At 44.5% G+C, this 16,223-nt stretch carries 17 protein-coding genes; 9 read left to right on the top strand and 8 right to left on the bottom strand.

Annotated elements, in window-relative coordinates; all coding sequences use genetic code 11:
- The first annotated feature begins 200 nt into the window (after positions 1-200).
- From QWZ13_RS02455 to QWZ13_RS02490, 8 genes are all read left to right on the top strand, one after another.
- Positions 201-977, top strand: coding sequence for a gamma-glutamyl-gamma-aminobutyrate hydrolase family protein (locus tag QWZ13_RS02455; protein ID WP_290280384.1), 777 nt, complete (start codon positions 201-203; stop codon positions 975-977).
- The gene (locus QWZ13_RS02460; protein WP_290280385.1) at positions 974-2,326 is read left to right on the top strand and encodes a glutamine synthetase family protein; all 1,353 of its coding nucleotides are present in this window, start codon (positions 974-976) and stop codon (positions 2,324-2,326) included. Before QWZ13_RS02455 ends, QWZ13_RS02460 begins: the two co-directional genes overlap by 4 nt.
- A 95-nt stretch (positions 2,327-2,421) precedes the next feature.
- A complete protein-coding gene (locus QWZ13_RS02465) occupies positions 2,422-3,513 on the top strand; it encodes a polyamine ABC transporter substrate-binding protein (RefSeq protein ID WP_216000955.1) in 1,092 nt (363 codons plus the stop codon).
- 72 nt (positions 3,514-3,585) lie between these two features.
- Positions 3,586-4,716: a polyamine ABC transporter ATP-binding protein gene (potA, locus tag QWZ13_RS02470; protein ID WP_216000956.1), complete on the top strand. Its 1,131-nt coding sequence runs from the start codon at positions 3,586-3,588 to the stop codon at positions 4,714-4,716.
- Complete coding sequence (locus QWZ13_RS02475; protein WP_290283249.1) at positions 4,713-5,615, top strand: ABC transporter permease subunit; 903 nt, start codon at positions 4,713-4,715, stop codon at positions 5,613-5,615. The genes potA and QWZ13_RS02475 overlap by 4 nt, the downstream gene beginning before the upstream one ends.
- A gap of 29 nt (positions 5,616-5,644) precedes the next feature.
- Positions 5,645-6,439: an ABC transporter permease subunit gene (locus tag QWZ13_RS02480; protein WP_290283250.1), complete on the top strand. Its 795-nt coding sequence runs from the start codon at positions 5,645-5,647 to the stop codon at positions 6,437-6,439.
- Positions 6,440-6,454: 15 nt separating this feature from the next.
- Positions 6,455-7,429 (top strand): agmatinase, encoded by a 975-nt coding sequence (gene speB / locus QWZ13_RS02485; protein WP_290280386.1) that lies wholly within the window; start codon positions 6,455-6,457, stop codon positions 7,427-7,429.
- 99 nt (positions 7,430-7,528) lie between these two features.
- On the top strand, positions 7,529-7,939 hold the full coding sequence (locus QWZ13_RS02490) for a GFA family protein (RefSeq protein ID WP_290280387.1): 411 nt from the start codon (positions 7,529-7,531) through the stop codon (positions 7,937-7,939).
- Between the two features lie 8 nt (positions 7,940-7,947).
- On the opposite strand, the gene QWZ13_RS02495 is transcribed toward QWZ13_RS02490, so the two are convergent.
- A complete protein-coding gene (locus tag QWZ13_RS02495; RefSeq protein WP_290280388.1) occupies positions 7,948-9,243 on the bottom strand; it encodes an NAD(P)/FAD-dependent oxidoreductase in 1,296 nt (431 codons plus the stop codon).
- Positions 9,244-9,424: 181 nt separating this feature from the next.
- Between QWZ13_RS02495 and QWZ13_RS02500 the strand changes: the two genes are divergently transcribed.
- On the top strand, positions 9,425-9,982 hold the full coding sequence (locus QWZ13_RS02500) for a cupin domain-containing protein (RefSeq protein WP_290280389.1): 558 nt from the start codon (positions 9,425-9,427) through the stop codon (positions 9,980-9,982).
- 34 nt (positions 9,983-10,016) lie between these two features.
- On the opposite strand, the gene QWZ13_RS02505 is transcribed toward QWZ13_RS02500, so the two are convergent.
- The 7 genes from QWZ13_RS02505 to soxA all read right to left on the bottom strand — a co-directional run bounded on the left by QWZ13_RS02505 (position 10,017) and on the right by soxA (position 16,221).
- Positions 10,017-11,306 (bottom strand): NAD(P)/FAD-dependent oxidoreductase, encoded by a 1,290-nt coding sequence (locus QWZ13_RS02505; RefSeq protein WP_290280390.1) that lies wholly within the window; start codon positions 11,304-11,306, stop codon positions 10,017-10,019.
- 95 nt (positions 11,307-11,401) lie between these two features.
- Positions 11,402-11,902 carry a DUF302 domain-containing protein gene (locus QWZ13_RS02510; protein WP_290280391.1) on the bottom strand — a complete coding sequence of 167 codons (501 nt, stop codon included), beginning with the start codon at positions 11,900-11,902 and terminating at the stop codon, positions 11,402-11,404.
- Positions 11,868-12,347, bottom strand: a complete 480-nt coding sequence (locus QWZ13_RS02515) for a thioredoxin family protein (RefSeq protein WP_290280392.1) — start codon at positions 12,345-12,347, stop codon at positions 11,868-11,870. The genes QWZ13_RS02510 and QWZ13_RS02515 overlap by 35 nt, the downstream gene beginning before the upstream one ends.
- A complete protein-coding gene (locus tag QWZ13_RS02520; protein WP_290280393.1) occupies positions 12,331-13,206 on the bottom strand; it encodes an alpha/beta hydrolase in 876 nt (291 codons plus the stop codon). Before QWZ13_RS02520 ends, QWZ13_RS02515 begins: the two co-directional genes overlap by 17 nt.
- A gap of 13 nt (positions 13,207-13,219) precedes the next feature.
- Positions 13,220-14,968 carry a thiosulfohydrolase SoxB gene (soxB, locus tag QWZ13_RS02525; RefSeq protein WP_290280394.1) on the bottom strand — a complete coding sequence of 583 codons (1,749 nt, stop codon included), beginning with the start codon at positions 14,966-14,968 and terminating at the stop codon, positions 13,220-13,222.
- Between the two features lie 74 nt (positions 14,969-15,042).
- A complete protein-coding gene (locus QWZ13_RS02530; protein WP_290280395.1) occupies positions 15,043-15,348 on the bottom strand; it encodes a SoxAX-binding protein in 306 nt (101 codons plus the stop codon).
- Positions 15,349-15,357: 9 nt separating this feature from the next.
- Positions 15,358-16,221, bottom strand: a complete 864-nt coding sequence (gene soxA / locus QWZ13_RS02535; RefSeq protein WP_290280396.1) for a sulfur oxidation c-type cytochrome SoxA — start codon at positions 16,219-16,221, stop codon at positions 15,358-15,360.
- Between the last annotated feature and the right edge of the window lie 2 nt (positions 16,222-16,223).

Below are 16,223 nucleotides of genomic sequence, written 5' to 3' on the forward strand. Positions count from 1 at the left end.
CTATTATAGGTACGCGAAACAATAAAATTTATTGCATTTATCGATAAATTTCGAAATTATACCGCTACCGATGCCCAGCTATAGCGCACTATAGAGCGGGATTGCACTTTTTTGAACCAATTGTAAATAATGTTGGTCGAGGTGTTTAAAATAATTTATGGTGTGTGTACACTGTAGTTGTTCAATTTTTGAGTGAAGACATGAGCACAGCACAAAAACAAAAACATTTAAAACCGTTGGTTGGGGTGGTGTGTGATGTTCAGCATATTGCACCGCACGACTTTCATGCCGCTGGAGATAAGTATCTGAGAGCGCTCAGCCGCAGTGCCGATGTGATCCCTGTTTTAATTCCGGCATTGTTAGAAGATCAAGACGTAGATCAATGGTTAGCAAGACTGGATGGTTTGTTTCTAACGGGCGCTTATTCAATGGTAGACCCAGCGCACTACAATGAAATCAAAGTCGATAAGCAATACGACTATGATGCGCAACGTGATGCCACAGCATTTGCTTTTGTGCATAAAGCGATTGCCAATAATTTGCCTTTGTTAGGGGTATGTCGAGGCTTGCAAGATATCAACGTCGCTCTAGGCGGGTCGTTACATCAGGTTGTGCAAGAGCACCCAGAATTGAATGATCATAGAGAAGACAAGAATGCTACATTAGATGAGCAATACGCACCAGCTCATACAGTGACGTTGAGCGAGAATGGTATGCTTCAAAATATCTTTAAAGCAAAAAAAATAGACGTTAATTCACTTCACTCTCAAGCGATTAACCGAGTGGGCTCGGGGTTAGAGATAGAAGCCAAAGCCGATGACGGGTTAGTGGAAGCTATCCGGGTAGAAGGGGTGTCATTTGGTTTAGCCGTGCAATGGCACCCAGAATGGAAAGTGACAGAAAACAAAACCCAAACACTATTATTTGAGGCCTTTGGCGACGCGTGCAGAGCGCGACAGCTAGCAGGAATACCATGAAAAAATTAACGAAGTGGCTTGAAGAAAATAAAATAACCGAAATTGAATGCATTACGCCAGATCAAACGGGTATTGCACGCGGTAAAATAATGCCAACCGACAAATTCATCGATGAGAAAGGAATACGCTTACCAGAAAGCGTCTTGCTGCAAACCACCACGGGCGACTACCCAGACGATGAAACTTACTACAGTTTATTAGACCCTCAAGACATCGATATGGTCTTGCGACCAGATGATTCTGCGGTCTTTACCGTTCCGTGGGCGGCCGAACCTTCTGCGCAAATCATCCACGATTGTTATGACTCGATGGGCAATTTAATGGAGCTTTCTTCGCGTGCTGTTTTAAAGAAAGTACTGGCCTTGTATGAAGCTAAAGGTTGGAAGCCCATCGTTGCGCCTGAAGTCGAGTTCTATTTAACCAAACGTTGTACCGACCCAGATTTACCCTTGGTACCGCCCATTGGCCGTTCCGGTCGCCAAGAAAGCGGGCGGCAAAGTTTCAGTATTGATGCTGCAAATGAATTCGACCCAATCATTGAAGACATTTACGATTGGTGCGAAGAAATGCACCTCGATATTGATACATTAATTCATGAAGAAGGCGCGGCACAGTTAGAATTCAACTTTCGCCACGGGGAAGCCTTAAAGTTAGCCGATCAAGTTTTTATTTTTAAGCGCGCAGTGCGTGAAGCGGCTTTGAAGCACAAAATAGGGGCTACGTTTATGGCCAAACCTATCTCAGGTGAGCCAGGCAGTTCGATGCATGTGCACCAATCTTTGACCGATGCTAAAACCGGAAAAAATATTTTCTCCAATGAAGATGGGTCGGCTTCAGAACTTTTCCACAGTTATATCGGTGGGTTACAACACTATATACCGCAAATGATGCCGATTTTCGCCCCAAACGTGAACAGTTATAGACGCTATTTGCCAGGCGCGGACGGGAACGCACCGGTAAACATTGAATGGGGCAATGAAAACCGCACGGTAGGGTTAAGGGTACCGCAAGCGGCTCCATCGGCGCGCCGTGTTGAAAACCGATTACCGGGTTCAGATACCAATCCATACCTATCGCTGGCAGGTAATTTAATCTGTGGCTATTTAGGGATGGTTAATCATTTGAAACCACGCATGCCAATTCAAGGCAGGGCCAGTGAAGAAGCCGATGAAACGGTTCCTTGGAATTTAGAAGCGGCACTCGAAGCCATGTCTAATTCGGAGGATATTAGGAACGCACTTGGCGCCAATTTTGTAGATGGCTTTGTAGCCACACGTCGTGCGGAGTATGAAGGATTTCGACGAGTGATAAGTTCTTGGGAGCGACAGTATCTGTTGTCTACCGTCTAATTATTTAAAGAAGCAATTGAATTTTTTAAGAGTCAAAATATGAGTAACACCCTAAATAATCGCAAATAACAATAAACCGAGAAGGTGAATGCGCTATGAAACTGATGACTAAAACACTGTTGGGAGCCGCTATTGTCGTAACGACAGCCACAGCCACCCTAGCCGATGATCAAATTGTTCGTGTCTATAACTGGTCAGATTATATTGCCGAAGATACGCTCGAAAAATTTGAAGCTAAAACAAGTATTAAAGTGACATACGATGTATTTGATTCTAACGAAGTCTTAGAAGCAAAAGTACTGTCGGGGCAATCTGGCTACGATATTGTGGTGCCAACAAGCGATTATTTAGCTCGCCATATTAAGGCCGGTGCTTATCAAAAACTAGATAAGTCAAAGATTCCGAATTGGGGCAATCTTGATAAAGAGTTGTTAGCGTCACTTGAAAACTACGATCCTAATAATGAATACGGAGTGCCGTGGCAGTGGGGTACAACGGGTATTGGCTACAACGTTGCTAAAATTGAAGAAATTCTGGGTGACGATGCACCGACCGACAGTTGGGATCTTATCTTTGATCCAAAGTATGCCTCTAAACTAGAGCAGTGTGGAATCTCAATTTTAGACTCCTCCGGTGAAGTTTTACCTTTGGTGTTAAATTATTTAGGTTTGGATCCGAATAGCCTGTCGACTAAAGATTACCAAACAGCTGCAGATAAATTGCTTGAAATCAGACCCTACATTACCTACTTCCACAGTTCTCGCTACATCTCAGATTTAGCGAATGGCGATATCTGCTTATCGGTCGGCTGGAGCGGCGATGTATTCCAAGCCATGGCTCGAGCGGAAGAAGCGGACAATGGCGTTGAGATCAGCTATTACATTCCAAAAGAAGGGACGGCTATGTGGGCTGACATGATGGCGATTCCAAAAGACGCTAAGAATGTAGAAGAAGCGCATGAATTCATCAACTTCGTATTAGACGCCCAAATTGGAGCTGATATTACTAACTATGTTTGGTACGGAAGCCCTAACGAAGCTGCAAAAGAATTCATTGATGAAGAAATTCTTAATGACCCCGGCGTGTTTCCTCCTCAAGGTACCAATCTGTTTACCTTTGCAGTGTTGCCGAATAAAGTCACACGTGTGATGACGCGCATTTGGACTTCTATCAAGTCTGGACAATAACAATAAGACCTGCCCGAGCGTAGTATTGCTCGGGCTATAAATCTAAGTTCTCTTTTTTAAGAAGTGTATGTTATGACCTCTACGGATATTGCGCGTAAGTCCACTCGTGCCCAAGAAGAAATTTTAATCAGCATTAAGAATATCACTAAATACTATGATGATGCTTTAGCGGTAGATGATGTCAGTTTAGACATTCGTAAAGGTGAGATTTTTGCATTGCTTGGTGCATCTGGTTCAGGCAAGTCAACCTTGTTACGAATACTAGCGGGGTTTGAAAAGCCGACATCAGGCAAGCTTTGTCTTGGTGAGGATGACATCACCGTGTTGTCTCCAAATGAACGTCCCTTCAATATGATGTTTCAATCTTACGCGTTGTTTCCTCATATGACCGTAGAGAAAAATATTGCTTTTGGACTGAAGCAAGACAAGATGCCGAAGGCTGACATTGATGCTCGGGTGTCTGAAATGCTAAAACTCGTGCATATGGAGAAATACGCTAAGCGTAAACCTCATCAACTATCAGGGGGCCAGCGTCAACGTGTGGCCTTGGCTCGATCGTTAGCAAAGCACCCTAAGCTGTTGCTTCTAGACGAACCCATGGGAGCATTAGATAAAAAGCTTCGTACAGAAATGCAACTCGAAGTTGTCGATATTATTGAACGAGTGGGTGTTACCTGTGTCATGGTCACGCACGATCAAGAAGAAGCGATGACCATGGCCGATCGCATCGCGATCATGGACGATGGTTATATTCAGCAAGTAGGTTCACCCGTCGATGTATACGAAAGCCCTATGAATCGGATGGTGGCCGAGTTTATTGGTTCGGTAAATATTTTCGAATCTGAAATTATCGATGACCAAGAAAATTTCATGGTGTTAAGAAGCCCAAGCTTAGATCATGATATTTTCGTAGGACGCGGTGTGTCATCGGGTATCGACGACCGAAATATGTTGTTTGCATTGCGACCAGAAAAAACATTTTTGTCTGTTGAGCTGCCCGATCAACAATATAACTTTGCATCGGGAATCGTAGAAGACATTGCCTACTTAGGAGGCCATACCGTTTATTACGTTAAACTGAAAGATGGCAAAATTATTCAATGTTTTTTAGCTAATACAGAGCGCCGTGTTGAACGCCCAGAATGGGAAGAAGCGGTGTATGTATACTGGGCGGAAGATGCCGGCATGGTCATGCGTTCATGAGGGCGGTGAATATGAAAATGTGGTTACCAAAGGGTCGACACTACATCATCAGTGTGCCTTTTATTTGGCTGTTTGTTTTTTTCTTATTGCCGTTTATTTTTGTTGCAAAAATAGCCGTATCCGAAGCTGAGTTAGCAATTCCTCCTTATACTCCCATGTTTCATTGGTTAGAAGGCGTGCTAAGCATTCGAATTAGCTTCAGCAATTTTTCGTGGTTAATGGATGACCCTTTGTACGCGTTAGCCTATTGGAATTCGATCAAGATGGCGTTTTGGTCAACGGTTTTCTGTTTGCTTCTTGGTTATCCTATGGCGTACGCCATTGCAAATGCGCCAAAAGATAAACAGGCCATCTGGTTATTGCTGGTGTTGTTGCCAAGCTGGACTTCATTTTTAATCCGAGTTTACGCTTGGATGGGCTTATTGAAAAATACAGGTCTCATAAACGGATTTTTAATTTGGACCGGCTTGATCAACGAGCCGATTCAAATGATTAATACCAACTTCGCTGTATACATTGGAATCGTCTATTCCTACTTACCTTTTATGGTGCTACCACTCTACGCCAATCTGGTAAAACACGATAACGCCTTGCTAGAAGCGGCGTCAGATTTGGGCGCAAATAAGCTGACGCAATTTTTTAGAATAACACTACCGCTGTCGGTTAACGGAATAGTTGCCGGTTCGATGTTGGTTTTTATTCCTGCGGTGGGTGAGTACGTAATACCTGAGCTTTTAGGCGGTACGGAAACCATAATGATCGGTAAAGTGCTCTGGCAAGAATTCTTTAATAATCGAGATTGGCCTGTGGCTTCAGCCTTGGCATTGATTATGGTCACGATTTTAATTGTGCCGATCATGCTCTTCCATCGATTCCAAAACAAGGAGGCGAACACATGAAGCTGTCAAATTTCAGGTTTTCCAACTTTATGTTTTGGCTCGGAATTGTATTTTTATACGCCCCGATGGTGGTGCTGGTTGTATATTCATTTAATGAAAGTAGGTTAGTAACCGTTTGGGCGGGCTTTTCAACGAAATGGTATGGTGAGTTATTCCGAGATCAACAAATGATGACCGCCGTAGGGCGATCGCTTGAGATTGCGTTCTATTCAGCCACAGCGGCGGTTTTTTTCGGTATATTTGCATCGGTTGTGATGGTTCGGATTAAAAAATTTAAAGGGCGCACCACGTTTTCAGGCATGATTACCGCGCCGTTGGTCATGCCAGATGTCATCATTGGTTTATCAATGCTGTTGTTGTTTGTGGCAATGAGCCAGTTCTTAGGCTGGCCAGAAACGCGTGGCATGTTAACCATTTGGATTGCACACACCACCTTTGGTTTGGCGTATTCGACCGTTGTCATTTCTTCACGATTAAGAGAAATGGATCATTCATTGGAAGAAGCGGCGTTAGATTTAGGCGCGAGCCCATTAAAATCATTTTTGTTAATCACCTTGCCAATAATATCCCCAGCCGTCGTGTCGGCTTGGCTGCTTTCTTTTACGTTGTCATTGGATGATGTGGTGATTGCAAGCTTCGTCACCGGTCCTGGTGCCACAACGCTACCTATCGAAGTTTTCAGCTCAGTTCGCTTAGGGGTGACGCCTAAAATTAATGCACTAGCAACTTTGATCATCGGGACGGTCACATTGGTGGCCATTTTTGCTTGGTTTATGACGCGGCGGCTTAATCGACGTGTCAGTGCTTCAATGCAAAACGCCTAATAAGTAGAGTACATAATGAAAGACGATTTTAATCAGTATAACAGTGGCGACTTAGCCTTTACTCGGCAAAACCCGTATGGGACTGAAATTGAAGCGATGTATTCGGGCGCGACCAGTTTTATGCGCCGACGTTACAGCCGAGATTTGACCAATGTTGATGTCGCTGTCATTGGTGTCCCGTTTGATCTAGCTACCTCGAATCGCCCGGGTGCACGCTTTGGTCCCCGAAGTGTTCGTGCGGCCTCAACTCAATTGAGTTGGGCGCGCCCTTGGCCATGGTTAGAAGATCCGTTCGAGACCTTGAATGTTGTTGATTACGGTGATTGTGTGTTTGACCCTGGCCAACCGGAGACCATCGCACCAACAATAGAGCGCTGGTATGACCATATACTTAGCCAAGGCGTAAAACCTTTGTCGATTGGCGGCGATCATTTTGTCAGCTATCCGATCATCAAAGCGTTGGCTAAAAAACACGGCCCCATTTCTTTAATTCACTTCGATGCACATTGTGATACCTGGCCCGATAAAGAAGGTCGCGTTGATCATGGCACTATGTTTTATCATGCCGCAAAGCAAGGTATCGTTGATGCGACTGCGTCGGTTCAAGTGGGTATGCGAACCGTGAATGACCTTGATTTAGGCTATAAAGTATTAGACGCCCTGTGGTTGCATGAGCAGGGGGTCGATGTGGCGCTGAGGGTGATCAAAGAAACCGTGGGTAATAAACCGACATACATAACGTTCGATATCGACTTCTTAGACCCATCTTGTGCTCCGGGTACGGGCACGCCTGTCTGTGGAGGGTTCGATACCATCACGGCTATTAAGCTTTTGCATGGGTTACAAGGTGTGAACTTGATAGGTGCCGATGTTGTAGAAGTTGCGCCAGCTTATGACCATGCTGAAATTACCGCGTTGGCAGGTGCCACGATAGCCACGAACTTAGTGTGTTTGATGGCTGAAACTATGAAGCGCAAAGCACAAAGTTAGGCGTTTAATTCTAAAGCGTAAGATTGTTTAAAACTGTTGGAAAAGAAAGGGTAGATATGCAAGTCTAGTGTCTACCTTTAACAGCACAGAGGGATCAATATGAGCTATCCAATAGAGGGTGCTTGCCAGTGTGGCCAAGTGAGCTACAAACTATTAGAAGCGCCAAAAAATGTCATTGCTTGCCATTGCACGGAATGCCAAAAACTCGCCACCAGTCCATTTAGTGTGACGGCCATGGTCAATTCCGACACGATAGAGTTTAAAGGCGATATGAGTGAGTGGTGTCGTTTAGCTGATAGTGGCAACACCAGTTGCGCTAAGTTTTGCCCTACCTGTGGTACGCGTATTTATCACTACAACCCAGATGACCCTACCAATATAAAGCTGAAGCTAAAATCTAAAGGCGAAGATGACGCTGTTTTTGCCCCTAAAGCGCACATTTGGGTGAGCAGTAAACTCAGTTGGTATGACATTCCAGAAGGCGCGAAAACTTTTGATAAACAGCCTTAAATAGCCGCTTAAAAAAGATCCTTTAGGCGATGAAAGATCATCCCTGCGGCTAACATCGGCGACCTAAATCGACGACCACCAGGGAAGCGCATGTGATGTATTTTTTCAAATATTTCCATGCGCCTCGTTTCTCCTGAAATATGCTCAGCAATTACTTTCGCACATAGATGCGTCGCGTTTACGCCATGACCTGAATAGGCCTGGGCATAGTAAACATTCGGATGAAGCCTACCAACTTGAGGCATGCGGTTAGCTCCGATACCGATCATGCCGCCCCATTGGTATTCTATTTTTACGTCTTTTAAATAGGGGAATACATCGTCCATATGCGGTTTTAATGTTCCAACGATAGATTTAGGGTCGCGACCTGAATAATTGCACAACCCCCCAAAAAGCAATCTCTTGTCGGCACTTAACCGATAATAATCTAGGGCGACCCGCAAATCACAAACCGCCATATCTTTCGGCAGGACGCGCCGCCAAACACTTTCTGGTAATGGTTCCGTTGCAATTACGTAGCTTCCCGCGGGGAGGACTCGTGCTTCCAGCTCATCATTTATTCCGGCGACATAAGCGTTACCGCATATGACGAGTTTATCGGCCGTCACTTGGCCGTTTTCCGTTTTGACAACGGGGCGCTCGCGGTATTCGATGTTGACCACCTTGGATTGTTCATAAATTTCAACACCTTGCGCCTGGGCCGCATTTGCTTCACCTAACGTGAGGTTCAGTGGATGAACATGGCCACTGCCCATATCAATAAGGCCGCCAATATAATTCGAGGAGCCGACCACCTCGTGCATTTCATGCTGTTTAAGCAGCCGCGTCTCATGGCTATAGTTTACGCTGTCTAACCATTCTTTTTCGGTTTCTAGTTCACGCATATGGCGTGGCTTGTGAGCTAAATCGGAATAGCCCATCTTTAGGTCGCATTGAATATTGTATTTCTTAACACGATCACGAACGATATCCACAGCCTCTAAACCCATATGATCGAGGGCATTCACACCATCAACACCGATGCTATTAGCAAATTGAGCCGTGCCATGCCCGATTCCTCGAATGAGTTGCCCTCCATTTCGACCAGAGGCACCCCAGCCAATTTTGAAAGCCTCGAGTAAAACGACTTTGTATCCTCGCTCGCTCAACTCCAACGCCGTATTAACACCACTGAGGCCTCCTCCTATTACACAAACCTGCGTGTCCTTTGCTTCGCTAAGTTTCGGGTAATCACAAGAGTATTCGCGTGTGGCGGCGTAGTACGAGTCGGGGTAATCAGCAGAGTGGGTTTTAGGGTTAAGCATGGATCGGCCTGTTTGATATATTTTATGTTGATGTTTTCAATATCGCACATTAGATACGCCACATCAATGCGTTAGCGCTCATTTGTTGCAAATAGTAGACAGGTGTTCAACTATTTCAATCACCTAGCGTAGGACGTATACTGTATTTAAATAAGTAAGACCAACACAAAGGGAAAAACGAGTGGATGATATTGGCAAACGCCTAAAGACCGTACGTAAACAGGTCGGTATATCTCAACGTGAACTCGCCAAACGAGCTGGCGTAACTAACTCTACCATTTCAATGATTGAAAAGAACAGTGTGAGTCCAAGTATCAGCTCATTGAAAAAGGTATTGTCGGGTATCCCCATGTCATTGCTTGAATTTTTCAATACAGAAGAATTCGAATCGGCTGAGACGCCGGTGGTTTATCGTAAAGAAGATATTCGTGAAGCTGCGGGCGATGGTGAAGGTATTAAGTGGGGGTTAATTGGTAAGTTTTTCCCAGATAGAAAAATAACCTTTTTAGTCGAACATTATGAATCCGGTGCCGATACCGGTGATGAAGCCTATAGCCATGAAGGTGAAGAAGTTGGTTACGTGGTGTCTGGGCAAATTGAAGTCATTGTCGATGATCAAAAATATACCTTAGGCCCAGGTGAGGCTTATTACTTTGATTCAAAACGACCGCATCGATTTCGAAACCCCTTTGACGAATCTTGCCAAGTAGTTTCCGCAACAACCGCCACCAACCTATAATGAACTAACCCAAACGATTGGGTTAGTTTGGCGTTTAGCGCAGCTTTTCTAATAATAAGTAATACCACATACCTAACGCTAAAAATTGATTCCCTAACCATTCGGAACCTGGTACCCGAATGTGAGGGCATTGAGCAAAAACGTCGAATTGAGATAATTGGCCCGTTATAGCATTCGCCATAATTTCAGCGACAATATGCGAAGTAGCCACGCCATGGCCTGAATAACCTTGCGCATAAAAGACATTCTTCGAAAGTTTGCCCAACTGCGGGATACGGTTAATAACCACGCCCATCATGCCGCTCCATTGATAGTCAATTTTTATGCCCTTAAGGCGCGGAAAGGTGCGCTCTAAGGCGGGTCTTAGCTCCGCTTCTATATCACGACTCGGCTTTCCGCTGTAATGCGCACCGCCACCAAATAACAGCCGTTTATCGGCCGTGAGCCGATAATAATCAAGTACGAAACGACAGTCATAAACGGCTACATCTTTTTGGTTAATGGCGTTGGCGGTTTCATCTCCCAACGGTTGAGTGGTAATGATACCCCCAGCCGCGGGAAAAATTTTGCCCCTCATTTTTTTGCGTTCGAGTCGATGATAAGCGTTTCCGGCAATCAAGATGGCATTTGCAGTGACAGATCCTTGTGAGGTCATAACTTTGGGAGTATCGCCATGAATAATGTCGATGGCTTTTGATTGCTCAAAAATAAGAGCGCCTAAATCGGATGCCGCCTTAGCTTCACCAAGGCAAAGGTTTAACGGGTGCAAGTGCATGTTCTTCTTATTATACAAAGCACCTTGATACAAATTGGTTTCTAAGAAGCTTTGTACTTCCCGTTTATCTAAAAGTGATACTTGGTCGGCCATGCCATGAGCTATGGCTTCATTAAAGTTTTTATGAAGCTCCTTCATATGGCTAGGCTTCATGGCTGTATGCAAATGCCCATGCTTTAAGTCACATTGAATATTATATTGGGCCACTTTCTTTTTAATGATGTCATGTCCGCGCCAGCGAAGGTTCCAAACAAAATCATCGGCCTCATTGCCTAGGTGATTACGCATGGCTTTGCGCATAGCGTTGTCTCCAGAAAGGCTGCCAGTCACTTGGCCGCCGTTACGGCCACTGGCTCCCCACGCGATTTTATTTGCCTCGAGCAACGCTACTTTTACACCTCGTTCCGCTAGCTCAAGGGCGGTGTTGATACCCGTGAAGCCGCCACCAATAATGGCTACATCAACCCGAATATCCTCCGATAAAACAGGAAAATCCAGTTGAGTGTTCATGGTTGCCGTGTAGTACGCATTGCAACGAGGTTCTAGCATTCTTGTGCCTATGTTTGTTATATTTTACAATCGTTCGATATTACATTAAATATTGAACGAACCATAGGCCAAAACACACTTTCCAAACAAGACGGTTAGAACCCGTCTTGAGCTTCTTCAATGATCGAAATTAATAGCTTGGCAATTTCACTGCTGAAGGGTGCGGCAGGGTCTGGTTTGCGAATCGAAAGGTAGGTAAGTTCAGGTTGTTGAAATATTGTGTAGATACTAATGGAGTAGGGGCACAATGGAAGGTGATGAGGGTTATCGGCAACCATGGCATGCGATAAGTCTGATTTACAAAACAACAGTATTTGAGCGTCGCCATATACTTGATTTTCTGTGCCCACGGCACTTGCGGTTCGATTCAGCATTTCACTGGCATGTGCCGTATATGAAATAACTAGGCCTCTAGATTCAATTGCAAATACTAAGTTTTCTAAGGCGGATTCAAAGTTATTTTCCGTGCTAAATACCCAGCTGGCGTCTATTTCTTTGTAATTACTGGCTTGGCTAGCAAAAGGAAGCAGCAACGCTAAAAGAATAATAATTCTCACGACATTAGGTTCCTTGTAATTGTTGGCGGGCTTGCTCAATACTTTTATCTAAATAAACCCAATAAAAATCAGCCCCACGATAACCTTCAATTCGCTTTGCAATTTCTTCGCCTTTTTCATTCAAAAACAACAACGTAGGGGTTGCTCTTACTTTATACATCGTCACGATGTCATCGGGGGGCGTGGGTAAGTTATCAATCCAATTTACAGGAGCGAAGCTGTCCCAAACCAGTTTCTGCACGATGACGGTGTCTGTGTACGCCTTGCTGTTTAGTACGGCCGGCATTATTTCTTTATCGAGCTGTTTGCAAAACGGGCAGGTAGAGTGGGCGACGTATAAAATCAAAGGCTTTTGTTGGTCAACAATGTGTAGCGCAGCCTTTGGCAAATCGACGGGCGCAAAATTCAAGGGCTCAGAAAAAGCCGCAACACTGATTAAGAAACCAAATAATAAGAGGCAAAAGTGCTTAGTTATTGAGGTCATTCAAGACCTCCTCGATGATTTCATCCGCGTAAAAATCTCGGAAAAAGTGATCGGCTCCTTCAATCCACTTTATAATGACATGGCTGTTTTGATCGAATTCAGAGTGGTATTTATTAAATTCATGAGAAAGATTATCCTCTGACCCTAAAAAGACGGTGGTTGGAATATCTATCGATTTCAGTAAAAACGGCGTGTGTTTTTCTTGAGAAGGTGAGTAGTATGATAAAAAGGACTTTGCGCTGACTTTGGCAAAAATGCAGTACAAAATTGAAGTCTCAGTTAAGGGCGACTCTTGATCTTCGAGTTGCTTAAAGTAGGCTAACTGGTCGTACAAACTAGTGGAGTATCTATTTTCATAGCTCTTAGCAACGTTTTCTTGGTTGTACGTAGCCGGCGCTAGTAAAATCAACCGCTCTAAGCCGGGGTAGCGAAAGGTAGTATAAAAAAGACTCGATTGCGCTCCGCCACGAGAATGACCGAGTAATATAAAGCGCTCGTGTCCTTGCTCCGATAACCAATCAAACCAAATTTTTAATTCGTCAACAGCCTGCTCGTGTGTATCCGTAATGGTGGGCGTGGTTTCGCAATCAACAAATTGTTGTCGATCATCTACTCCCAAACTTAAGCTAATATTTAGACTGCTATAGCCTTCGTAATCAATAAGCTCTTGAAGATAAACGGGCAGATCGTTCGTCTGATGCATCCAAGTGCCATGCAGCATGACGAATATAGGTTTATCGGTGCCGTGGTTAATATAGTCGGCATTAATGCTGAGCCCCTGATAGTTTAGCTGCACAGGTTTCGCTACAGCAAAGCTAGCGCAAAATGAAATTAAGAGAGTGGTGAAAACTTTTAACATTGCTCTACTCCTATTACGCAAGCCCTGGGTTGCTGCCTACATTTTTAAGTGCAGGACTGTTTACTTTTTCTAAATTGACTTGCTTTTGGTCTCTTAAATAAGTTGCTACGGTGTCCCAAATAGGTTCACCTTCAGATTGTGAACCAACGGTAGCCCAGCCAGAGACCTTATAGTTTTTATTCAGATCTATTGATTGGCCATTATCGAGTTGCATTGAGTCGATTCGTTTACCAAAGCCCGCTTTGGGATCAATGCGATAATCTAAACCGCCAACCCGAACCATATCGCCCCCTTGTTGATAATAAGGATCGCTGTTGAACAGGTTATCCGCCACATCTTCTAAAATGAGCTTTAAGTCTGCGCCAGACATTTCACGCGTGTAGGTTTCTGGATAAGTAATGCAGGTTTGATCAAGGACATTTTCCATGGTGATAGATTGCCCCGGTAAAATGGTGGTGCCCCATCTAAAACCAGGCGACAATGAAATTTGCGAATCGTTCACTGAGCGCAGAGCATCACAAATGACTTGATCGAACGTGCCATTAAAATTACCACGTCTGTAAAGTAGACTGCTGGCCGTAGCTAGCGGTTCGGTCAACGTATCGAGATAAGGCGCTCGAATGTTGGTAATTAATTGATCCATTTCAGGGTCGGCTCTTAATCGATCAGAAAATACTGGCAGCAGTCGGTACTGATAACTCTCTATGCCGTTTTGACCAAATTTTAAATCGAGTACGCCCAAGAATTTGCCGTTAGAGCCAGCATTTGTAACCAGCGTTTTACCCTTAGCGTTCGTAACTTCTATAGGCTGAGGAACTCCGTCGTGGGTGTGTCCGCCAAGAATGGCATCAATCCCTGAAACATCGGCCGCTAATTTTAGATCAACGTCCATGCCGTTATGAGATAACAATACGACGGCATCGACCGATTCGGTCTCTCTAATGCTGTCGACGAGTTCTTGTAAATCTTGTGGGTTAATGCCAAAAGTCCAGTCGGGAATAAAGCGTTGTGGGTTTGCAATTGGGGTATAGGGGAACGCTTGCCCGACTACCGCAACTCTTCGACCATTAAGCGTTTTAACCACGTAGGGTTTAAAGGCATGGCCCGTGAATTCATCGAATGCTTCCGCTCCGTCGAACAACGCATCTTCTTTTACTTTTATATTCTGGGCTACAAATTCACCATTGAACGCTTCAATGTTGGCTCGCACTTCTTCACTGTGGTAAGTAAATTCCCAGTGGCCGGTCATAATGTCGACGCCAAGTAAGTTACACGCATCTACCATGTCTCGCCCGCGCGTCCAAAGCGCGGTACCTGATCCTTGCCAAGTATCTCCGCCATCGAGAAGCATTGTTTTATCGGGACCAAACTCACCGCGCATTAAATCGACCAGCGTTTTTAAATGCGCAAATCCACCGACACGACCGTAAAGTTGTGCCGCGTCGGTAAAATTGAGTGCCGTGTAAGCGTGCGCATAAGGGGTGTCTGGTTGAATACCGAAATAATTTAACAGTGCATCATTGACCAAGTGTGGTGGGCGGCCAAAAGCATCGCCAAATCCTAGGTTCACAGTGGGTTCTCGAAAGTACACAGGCATCAGTTGCGCGTGAGTGTCGGTGATGTGTAACAATCGAACATCGCCGACATTAGCGACCTGATATAAATCTTCGTTTTGTTTTCCAAGACTGATACAGCCAGGCAAGATACCCGCAGCACCAGCTAAACCTAGAAGTCGTGAAAATTCTCTGCGTGAAAGTTGCATAAGTGAAGGAACCCATTGTTATTGTTAAAATATAAGAGCACCTTGCGGTGCTCCTGTTCGTTGTCGTCAGGCCGTTACCTAGGAATATAGGCCTGCCAATTTTCTTTCATATAATCACCTTGCTGCTTGGCTAATACAGCTTGTTCATAAGCCGATTGTGCCAAATCGAACGCTTCAGCTTCTTTACCATCGGCTAAGGCTGTCTTAGCTTGTGCGATCATTTTTGCTGTATCGCGCCATTCAAAACCGACTTCCGCGGCCAAAGCATTCGCTTGTTCCGCTTCTATAATCATCTCTTGTGCGCTCATCGAATTTTCGGAAAAAGTCAAAGAGGCCATCAAGATAAAACTAACCAGTGCAATGTATTTTAATAAATGCATGACCTTCTCCTATTTTCGTGAACCAGGACCATTAAATTCCAGGCTATTGGACATCACTGTTTGGAAATATTCCAAATTGCGATATTCCGGTGATTGAGGGGCAAACGCTTTCGCGCGTATGTTCTCATTGCAACCAGCATAGCGGCGATGGAGTGTTCCTAGTTGTCCCCACTTGGAGCGGTGTACTGGGAAATGAGTCACTTGACCAATAGCGGGTGATGGAATATCGGCACGTAGGTTGTACCCTGTTGCTCTCATATGGCAATCGGCGCAGCTGATATTAAATTGCCCACGTTTACTGTAGAAAAATTCCTTTCCTTCCATGTAAGCGTCATAGGCACCGGCCGAATTTACGTCTATCGCAACTTTTTGCCCACGGCTTTGATAGGCAATGTAGGCTGAAACATTCGCTATGTTGCCTTTCTTATAGCTGTAAGGTTTCTCTCCGTTGCTTTCGAGACACTCATTGATTGCCAACTCTAAAGTCACCACCATTTCGCGTTTTTCATCAAAGTGCGGATACTGGTCGCGAACGCGTCCGTCACCGAAGCAATCAGCAAAAGATTTGCCATTTGCAAACGGAGTTTCATACAGAATTTGTCCTTCCTCTATTTCAAACTCATAGGGCGGAAATTCTTCTAAATCGAGCCACTGAAATCGTGCGTTTTCATCAATGGCATAAACACCGTCTTTATAGTCTTCAAGCGCTACATCTGGAAATCGCTTCTTAAAAAAACTTTGAAACGTTGCAATATCTTGATCCACCAAGGCTTGATAATCAGCGTCGCTTTTTTTTGCATTTGGCATGCAAGATACAGCCAAACTGACAGCGGTTATCAAACTGAGGGTTAGTTGAGTTTTTGTTTTTAACATAA

The organism is Reinekea marina (assembly GCF_030409715.1).
In the GTDB taxonomy this organism is placed as follows: Bacteria; Pseudomonadota; Gammaproteobacteria; order Pseudomonadales; family Natronospirillaceae; genus Reinekea; species Reinekea marina.

Bases quoted from the DNA above. Each gene is read 5' to 3' on its own strand.
- QWZ13_RS02455 (WP_290280384.1), top strand. From the start codon at position 201: ATGAGCACAGCACAAAAACAAAAACATTTAAAACCGTTGGTTGGGGTG.
- QWZ13_RS02460 (WP_290280385.1), top strand. From the start codon at position 974: ATGAAAAAATTAACGAAGTGGCTTGAAGAAAATAAAATAACCGAAATT.
- QWZ13_RS02465 (WP_216000955.1), top strand. From the start codon at position 2,422: ATGAAACTGATGACTAAAACACTGTTGGGAGCCGCTATTGTCGTAACG.
- potA (WP_216000956.1), top strand. From the start codon at position 3,586: ATGACCTCTACGGATATTGCGCGTAAGTCCACTCGTGCCCAAGAAGAA.
- QWZ13_RS02475 (WP_290283249.1), top strand. From the start codon at position 4,713: ATGAGGGCGGTGAATATGAAAATGTGGTTACCAAAGGGTCGACACTAC.
- QWZ13_RS02480 (WP_290283250.1), top strand. From the start codon at position 5,645: ATGTTTTGGCTCGGAATTGTATTTTTATACGCCCCGATGGTGGTGCTG.
- speB (WP_290280386.1), top strand. From the start codon at position 6,455: ATGAAAGACGATTTTAATCAGTATAACAGTGGCGACTTAGCCTTTACT.
- QWZ13_RS02490 (WP_290280387.1), top strand. From the start codon at position 7,529: ATGAGCTATCCAATAGAGGGTGCTTGCCAGTGTGGCCAAGTGAGCTAC.
- QWZ13_RS02495 (WP_290280388.1), bottom strand. From the start codon at position 9,243: ATGCTTAACCCTAAAACCCACTCTGCTGATTACCCCGACTCGTACTAC.
- QWZ13_RS02505 (WP_290280390.1), bottom strand. From the start codon at position 11,306: ATGCTAGAACCTCGTTGCAATGCGTACTACACGGCAACCATGAACACT.
- QWZ13_RS02515 (WP_290280392.1), bottom strand. From the start codon at position 12,347: ATGACCTCAATAACTAAGCACTTTTGCCTCTTATTATTTGGTTTCTTA.
- QWZ13_RS02520 (WP_290280393.1), bottom strand. From the start codon at position 13,206: ATGTTAAAAGTTTTCACCACTCTCTTAATTTCATTTTGCGCTAGCTTT.
- soxB (WP_290280394.1), bottom strand. From the start codon at position 14,968: ATGCAACTTTCACGCAGAGAATTTTCACGACTTCTAGGTTTAGCTGGT.
- QWZ13_RS02530 (WP_290280395.1), bottom strand. From the start codon at position 15,348: ATGCATTTATTAAAATACATTGCACTGGTTAGTTTTATCTTGATGGCC.
- soxA (WP_290280396.1), bottom strand. From the start codon at position 16,221: ATGTTAAAAACAAAAACTCAACTAACCCTCAGTTTGATAACCGCTGTC.